This window comes from Prevotella sp. MGM1 (genome assembly GCF_002933775.1).
In the GTDB taxonomy this organism is placed as follows: domain Bacteria; phylum Bacteroidota; class Bacteroidia; order Bacteroidales; family Bacteroidaceae; genus Prevotella.
Genome location: NZ_BEWV01000024.1, coordinates 1 through 7,733, shown reverse-complemented (window position 1 = coordinate 7,733; position 7,733 = coordinate 1). Strand labels below are relative to the sequence as shown.

Sequence of the window (7,733 nt, the reverse complement as noted above, 5' to 3'; positions counted from 1 at the left end):
TTGTCCTTAACTTCGGAGCGAGCTTGCGGGCGATAACTTCCTTTAACTTCTTTGACTTCTGAGCGATACTCCTTTAACTCCTAGAATAAGACCTCTTCCACCGAGTTTGCCACTTTTATGACATCCCGCCAGTTTCCGCGGATGAACCCGCGTCGCTGCAAGTCGTCGAGCATTTCGATGAGCTTATCCCAAAATCCTTTTATGTTATACAGTATAACTGGTTTTGAATGGTATCCTATTGTGGCAGACGCGGCTATCGTGAATATCTCGTCGAGCGTGCCTATGCCGCCCGGCAGTGCTACGAACATGTCGCTTTGGGCAAACATCAGTTCTTTGCGGTCGCTCAGGTTGTCGCACGGTATGTGCACGTCGATATGGCGGCTGGTGCGTCCACGCTCCTCAACTTTCGACGGAACGACACCTATTGTCCTTCCGCCGTTCTCCCGTGCAGTGCGGCCGACACACTCCATCAGTCCCAGGTCGCATCCGCCAAACACTATCGTGTGTCCTGTTTCGGCCGCCCGGCGACCCAGTTCCTCCGTGGCGGTGAAGAAATCGGGGTCTATATTGCTGTTGGCCGAACAAAAAATACATATTTTCATAATGCCGCAAAGTTACGCTTTTATTTTCGTCCGGTGAAATGTCGGCATACTGTTTGTGAGCGTTTATTTTATGTCCGTATTAAAATAATTGCCGTTATAGGTGCGATAACCCGTTTATTTTCACTACCTTTGCGGCCGAAAAGCTGCATTTCGGCAAGGGTTGGTGAGCGGACGGGTGATTTTTTGTATTTTTCATGTCGCTCAATTTGCGTTATTTTTGCAGCTCGATGTTCCTGGCATACTGATTGTTTTTATTGTGTTTAGGGACGAATAACGATTTTATATAAGACATTTTAGATTGAAGACATTTGAAGAATTGGGCGTAAGCGAAGAGATTCGCCGCGCCATCACGGAGCTTGGTTTTGAGCATCCGATGCCCGTACAGGAAGAAGTAATCCCTTATTTGCTTGGTAACAAAAACGACGTTATAGCGCTCGCACAGACCGGAACGGGCAAGACAGCCGCGTTCGGAATACCTGTTTTGCAGCGTATCGACCCGCAAAATAGAGAAACGCAGGCACTTGTGCTCAGTCCTACGAGAGAGTTGTGCCTGCAAATAGCAGACGACCTTAAAGACTTTTCAAAATACATGCCGGGTATCAATATCGTGGCTGTATATGGGGGAGCGTCGATAGACACGCAGATTCGCGCCCTGCGCCATGGCGCCCAGATTATCGTAGCGACCCCGGGCCGGCTCATCGACCTGATGAACCGCGGCAAGGCGAAGCTCGACGCCGTTCGTAATGTAGTGCTTGATGAGGCCGACGAGATGCTCAACATGGGCTTTTCAGACAGTATCAACGCCATTTTCGAGGGCGTGCCCGAAGACCGCAACACCCTGCTTTTCTCGGCAACGATGAGCCGTGAGGTGGAGAAAATAGCAAAAAACTATCTGCACGACCATAAGGAGATTGTGGTTGGAAGCCGCAACGAGGGTGCAGAGAACGTCAACCACGTGTATTACATGGTCAATGCCAAGGATAAATACCTTGCGCTCAAGCGTGTTGTAGACTACTATCCCCGCATATTCGCCATCATCTTCTGCCGCACGAAGCGCGAGACGCAGGAGATAGCCGACAAGCTGATACACGACGGATACAACGCCGAGTCGTTGCATGGCGACCTCAGCCAGCAGCAGCGCGACCTTACGATGCAGAAGTTCCGCCAGCACATGACCCAGTTGCTCGTGGCTACCGACGTGGCGGCACGCGGTCTCGACGTGGACGACCTGAGCCACGTGATAAACTTCGGCATGCCCGGCGACACCGAGAGCTATACCCACCGCAGCGGACGTACAGGCCGTGCGGGCAAGAAAGGAACGTCTATATCTATCGTGCACAGCCGTGAGCGCAGCCGTATACGTGATGTGGAGAAGACCATCGGCAAGCAGTTTGTGGCCGGAGTGATGCCCACATCACAGGAGATATGCACCAAGCAGCTCTACAAGGTGATGGACGAGATTGTGAAGGTTGATGTCAACGAAGACGAGATAGCCCCCTTCATGGAAGAGATCAACCGCCACTTTGAGTATGTAGACAAGGAAGATGTGATAAAGAAGATTGTAAGCCGTGAGTTCGGCCGTTTCCTCGCATACTATGCCGACGCCCCCGAGATAGAGGCTGTGAAATCCGGCGGCAGGGATAAAAAATCCGGCAAGGGCGAAGGCCGTGGCACTCAGAGGGCGCAGGGCGGCAAGCGCCGCTCCGAGAGCGGTTACCGCCGTCTGTTCATCAACCTCGGCAAGGCCGACGGTTTCTATCCCGGCGAGGTGATGCAGTATGTCAACAGGCACGTGCAGGGACGCCAGGAGATAGGCCATATAGACCTGCTCAGCAAGTTCTCGTACATCGAAGTGCCCGAGTCCGACGCTAATAAGGTCATACGTGCGCTCGACGGTACACGATATAAAGGCCGCGAGGTGCGTTGCAACGATGCCGACGAGCGTGGCGGCCGTGGCGGTTCGCGTGGATCACGGGGCGATGCCCGAGGCGCGTGGGGCGACGAGCGTGGAGGCAGAAACGCTTCAGGAAGAGGCGGTAAGGCTGTTAATGACGCCGAGCCTTTCAAGAAAAAGAAAGGCGGCCGTGGCCGTGCCGATGTTGATGTGCGGCCCGAGAGCGGCAACACGAGCGACTGGCGCCAGTTCTTCCAGGGGCATGACGTGCAGCTGATAGGCGACGAACCCGATTTCAGCGAGGAAGGATGGGCACGCCGCAAGCCGAAAAACAAATGATGCGTGATGTTTATGAATACTCCAATGGCGTGTCATGATGTTTGTGATAGGTGTTTGAAACACATTACGTTCCCGATGAAGTGGCTTTTGGGATACTGTTGGGAACAGGTATTATGATGGTTAAAAAGAATTAAATAAAAAAGCGGCACATACTTCTGTGTCGCTTTTTTTCGTACCTTGCCTCCAATTAAACGTATGACTGTGAATATGCCGTTGATACATCGTGTCATGGTGCTGGCGGTTTCGTGCGCAGCCCTGTGCGGTTGCGCTGGCCCTAAGGAGGGGTCCATTCTGCCGCATGACGTGCGGCTGCGGCCTGGCGACGTGGTGTTCAGAAGCGGTCACGGCCTTACGAGCCGTGCCGTGATGCTGGCCGACAACGGCGGCACCTATTCCCATGTCGGTATCGTGGCCGACTCGGCCGGCGTTCCGGTGATAGTGCATGCCGTGCCCGACGAGCCTGATTTTCCCGGCGATTCCGACCGTGTGAAGATGGAGCGGCCCGATAAGTTCTTCTCGTCGGTCAATGCCGGGGCGGGTCGTGTGATGCGGATTGCCGACAGTGGCGTTGCGGCGAGAGCCTCGCGGGTGGCGGTCGCGGTGTACATGCGAGGCACCGGGTTCGACCATGACTACGATGAGTCCGACACCGTGAGGATGTATTGTTGCGAACTGGTGGAGCACGCCTATTCCGAGGTGGGAATGCCGCTTACCGGCGGGCGTCGCCACAATGTAGACCTGCCCGGCCTGCGGTACAGGAACGTGATATATCCGTCTGATTTCATCCGCTCTTCCGCACTCAGGACGGTAAGCGAGTTTTAATCCGTCTCATACCGTATGAAGACCGTATGAGAGCCGGACAGGCGCAAGACAGCTGCCGGATACAGGCGGCGGATATGGTACATAATCAAAAATAGCTGACCGATATATGGCTGACTGATGACAATAACATTTATAACCCAAAAACAATTAACGGCAATGAAAAAACTATTAAGTATCTTATCACTTCTTACAGCGATGTTTGTAATGGCGGCGTGCAGTGGCGGAAACACCCCGGGCGGTGTGGCGGAGAAAGCCGTGAAGTGCATGAAAGACAAAGACTACAAAGGCTATGTGGACCTTGTGGACATAACGGAAACGGGCGAGCATTCCGAAGCCGAAATGCGCAGTGAGCTTACCATGCTGCTTTCTGAAAAGGCTTCGAAGGATATCGAGAAAGACGGTGAGATAGAATCGTATAAAATTCTCTCCGAAGAGATCTCCGAAGACGGCGCACATGCCGTGGTGAAGATGCAGATTGCTTACAGTAAAGGAAATACGGACACCGAGGAGATAAAGCTCGTCAAGACCGACGCCGGCGACTGGATGCTCGATATGGGCAAGTAGGAAAGCGTACCGGCGTATCGCTGCTGTATATATAACGGTATTTGTTTTGCCTCCTTTTCTCCCGTGTCATGCGGGCGGAAAGGAGGCAAAGTCTTTTTATGTAAACTTTTTTCTGTTTTTATTTTGTCGGTAATCGAAGTGCGAATATATTGTTGATGGGGTATGTTCGTATCGTTTGTCAGGTGTGGTATATCGTCAACCGGCGTTTAATCATATCGTTAATTAAAAGTAAAGATTTTGTCTTTGATGTCCGTTCTTTTGTGAGACGGTAAATAATAGTTATCTTTGCAGGCAGAAAACTTTAAGCATTTTTTTAGTTTTATGAATATAAAGCGAATGATGTTTTCCGTGGCCGCAGTGCTGCTCGGAGTCTGTATTGATGCCGGTATGTGCCTGGCGCAGAAGCCGGTCGGCCGCAAGGCGGGCAACATAGGTGTGGGAATAAACCGCCACACGTCCGACTCCATGCTTCACAGCAAAGCCAATATCGGTCTTTTTGCAAACACAGACACACTGCGAGGGGCGCAGCTGGGGGTGTTCACGGCCGTAGCCCGTCGTGAGGCCCGTGGTGTGAACATAGGCGGTCTTGCCGCCATGAGCCACGCACGTATGTACGGTGTGCAGATAGCCGGAGCGATGAACAGTGCCAAGACCATGCGCGGCGTGCAGCTCAGCGGTGTCAGCAATGTGGCGGGCGAGGCCAACGGCGTACAGGCAGCACTGCTCACAAACTCATGTACCGCCCCGTTCCGTGGCGTGCAGATAAGCGGAGTGACGAATATTGCAATGGGAGTGAAGCGCGGCGTGCAGATAGCCGCCGCCACAAACGTGTGCTCTTCGTATATGCGAGGCATTCAGGTGGCGGCTTACAACTATGCCGACACGCTCAACGGGTCGCAGCTCGGCGTGGTAAACGTGTGCGTGAGCCATCCCCGAGGCGTGCAGGTGGGCATCATCAATTACAGTCGCGACACCCTGGCCCACAAGATAGGACTGGTGAACATCAACCCCAAGACACGCATAGACCTGCTTGCCTACGGCGGCTCGTCGACCAAGACGAACGTAGCGCTGAGGTTCCGGAACCGCAGCACATACAGTATGATAGGCTTCGGCACGCACTACATGGGGCTTGACGAGAAGTTCTCGGGAGCCGTCTTCTACCGTATAGGCCAGTATTTCCGGCTCGCCAGGGCGCTCACAGTCAGCGGCGACATGGGGTATTATCACGTGGAGACTTTCGAGGAGCACTCGGCCGACAAGCCGGCGCGCCTCTACTCGTTGCAGGCCAGGATGAACCTCGACCTTCAAATCAACCGCACGATAGGTGCTTTCGTGTCTGTAGGGTATGGCGACACGAGGTATTACCGCCACTCGCGGCGATACAGAGACCGTGCCATATTCGAGGCCGGGTTGTCGTTCGGTTACAGCAACAGGTCGAAGTGATGTATAGCTGGGATTAATCATTGTGAGTAAAGGATTGCGGATGGGGAAATACGCTCAGCCCTCCCATGGAACTGGTAATCTGAATAAAGTGTAATTAGTAATCTAAATCAGTATCTGTAATGATAAAACAATATCTGTCTGTCATCGCATTGCTGGTGTGCGCCGCCGTTTCGGCCGAAGAACAGTCGCATGCCGACTCGCTTACGGCCGCACAACGCGACAGCATTGCCGCACACTATCTGGGCCGTGTGGTGAGTGAGGGCGAGGCAGAGGAGTGCAACCTGCCGCCCGTGATGACGGTGGGGCAGGGCGGTCTGACTCCCGGCGAGACGATATACGCCTTTGACAACCCTGAGAGGAGAGGCAAGCAGCCGTGGATGGCGGCAGCGGAGGCGTTTGGGATAAATATGCTTGTGCTCGGGTTCGACCGTTATGCGCTCGACGCCGAGTTTGCCCGGGTGACATTCTCGACGATGAGGCATAACGTGAAGACTGGATTCGTGTGGGACAACGACCAGTTCTCCACCAATCTGTTCGCCCACCCTTACCACGGCGGACTGTACTTCAACGCCGCCCGCAGCAACGGCATGAACTTCTGGGAGTCGGTGCCTTATGCTTTCTGCGGCAGCCTGATGTGGGAGACGCTGTGCGAGACGGAGCCGCCGGCCATCAACGACCTCATCGCCACCACCGTGGGAGGAGTGTGCATCGGCGAGGTGACGAGCAGGATAAGCGACCTTATTTACGACGACCGCCAGCGCGGATTCGGACGTTTCGCCCGTGAGTTTCTCGGTGCGTTGGTGTGCCCTGTAAAGGCGCTCAACAGGATTGTCAGCGGCGACGCGTGGCGGGTGCGCACGTCATACTATAAATATCATGATTACGAGCGGCTGCCCGTGAGCCTCAATCTCTCGGCAGGATACCGCTATCTGGCCGATGACAATGCCATGTTCAGAGGCGAGTCCAACCCGTATGTGAATGTGAACCTGACATACGGGGACCCGTTTGACGAGTCGACCAACAAGCCGTATGACTATTTCACGGCCGACATCACTTTCGGACTCAGCTCGAACCAGCCGCTGATAAGCGGCGTGCACCTGCTCGGCCAGTTGTGGAGCGCACCGGTATATACGGGTAACGACATGCAGGCCGAGTTCGGACTGTTCCAGCATTTCAACTACTATGACTCGCAACCTGTGAAAGACGGCACGAGCATGGTGCCTTTCCGTATCTCGGAGGCTGCGTCGGTAGGTCCGGGAGTGATTTACAAGTTCCCGCAGATAGGCAACCTCACGCGTCTCGAACAGCGTGTCTTCATCAGCGGAATACTGCTCGGCGGCTCGCTGAGCGACTATTACAACGTGATAGACCGGGATTACAATATGGGCAGCGGGTACAGCGCCAAGGCCACAACCATAATGGAGTTCGGCCGTTACGGGCGGTTCACGTTCGGTGCGGACTACTATCGAATATACACGTGGAAGGGTTATGAAGGCAAGGACCTGGATACCGTAGACCCTTTATACCTCAATGCCCAGGGGGATAAGGGCAACGCTCAGTTGCTCGTGCTGACTCCCGGCCTGCATCTGTCGGTAAACGACAAGTTAGGCATCGATGTGTCGGCGTCATATTATCTGCGCGACACTCACTATAAATATTATGACGATGTGAGCGCAAACACGTTCACCGCCCAGATCGGTCTTGCGTGGAAGATGTTTTAAGACAGTTCGCCTGGCGAACTGTTTTTTTTGTGTATAGGGAAATGTATGGCAGATATTGTCAACGGGTAGGGGTGTGGCGGAATATACCATGCCTTTCTCCTCTTCCCGAGCCATGTGTTATCGGTAAATCATGCGTTCTGAGCTTTTTCCGGCAATGTACCGGCAGTTTGCAAACTGCGTACCGCCAACCTTTGGTTATGGTGTGCGGCATGCTCATTGCCACATACTCAAAAGCACGGGCCTGACGGTGTGTTTCCGTGTCGGTATATACGAAATAAAGACATTGAACAAACTTTACAAAACGCTCTCCATATTTCGCCCGTTTAAAAATAAAAGCACAAAGGCCGG

Annotated in this window: 7 protein-coding genes; 5 read left to right on the top strand and 2 right to left on the bottom strand. The window is 53.6% G+C overall.

All coding sequences use genetic code 11. The features are described from left to right. Positions 1 to 80: 80 nt before the first annotated feature. On the bottom strand, positions 81 to 602 hold the full coding sequence (locus tag MoGM_RS00355; protein WP_104368268.1) for a TIGR00730 family Rossman fold protein: 522 nt from the start codon (positions 600 to 602) through the stop codon (positions 81 to 83). A gap of 298 nt (positions 603 to 900) precedes the next feature. On the opposite strand from MoGM_RS00355, the gene MoGM_RS00350 reads away from it, so the two are divergent. The 5 genes from MoGM_RS00350 to MoGM_RS00330 all read left to right on the top strand — a co-directional run bounded on the left by MoGM_RS00350 (position 901) and on the right by MoGM_RS00330 (position 7,385). Continuing rightward, complete coding sequence (locus MoGM_RS00350; protein WP_104368267.1) at positions 901 to 2,835, top strand: DEAD/DEAH box helicase; 1,935 nt, start codon at positions 901 to 903, stop codon at positions 2,833 to 2,835. Between the two features lie 195 nt (positions 2,836 to 3,030). Beyond that, positions 3,031 to 3,657 (top strand): YiiX/YebB-like N1pC/P60 family cysteine hydrolase, encoded by a 627-nt coding sequence (locus MoGM_RS00345; protein ID WP_104368266.1) that lies wholly within the window; start codon positions 3,031 to 3,033, stop codon positions 3,655 to 3,657. A 156-nt stretch (positions 3,658 to 3,813) separates the two neighbouring features. Then, entirely contained in the window at positions 3,814 to 4,221 is a 408-nt protein-coding gene (locus MoGM_RS00340; RefSeq protein ID WP_158249523.1) for a DUF4878 domain-containing protein, read from the top strand. Between the two features lie 321 nt (positions 4,222 to 4,542). Further along, positions 4,543 to 5,664, top strand: coding sequence for an LA_2272 family surface repeat-containing protein (locus tag MoGM_RS00335; RefSeq protein WP_104368264.1), 1,122 nt, complete (start codon positions 4,543 to 4,545; stop codon positions 5,662 to 5,664). A 119-nt stretch (positions 5,665 to 5,783) separates the two neighbouring features. Further along, the gene (locus MoGM_RS00330; protein WP_104368263.1) at positions 5,784 to 7,385 is read left to right on the top strand and encodes a DUF3943 domain-containing protein; all 1,602 of its coding nucleotides are present in this window, start codon (positions 5,784 to 5,786) and stop codon (positions 7,383 to 7,385) included. A 58-nt stretch (positions 7,386 to 7,443) separates the two neighbouring features. Here the strand turns inward: MoGM_RS00330 and MoGM_RS13220 are convergent. Next, the coding region (locus MoGM_RS13220) for a hypothetical protein (protein WP_233210073.1) at positions 7,444 to 7,733 on the bottom strand (290 nt) is incomplete at its 5' end.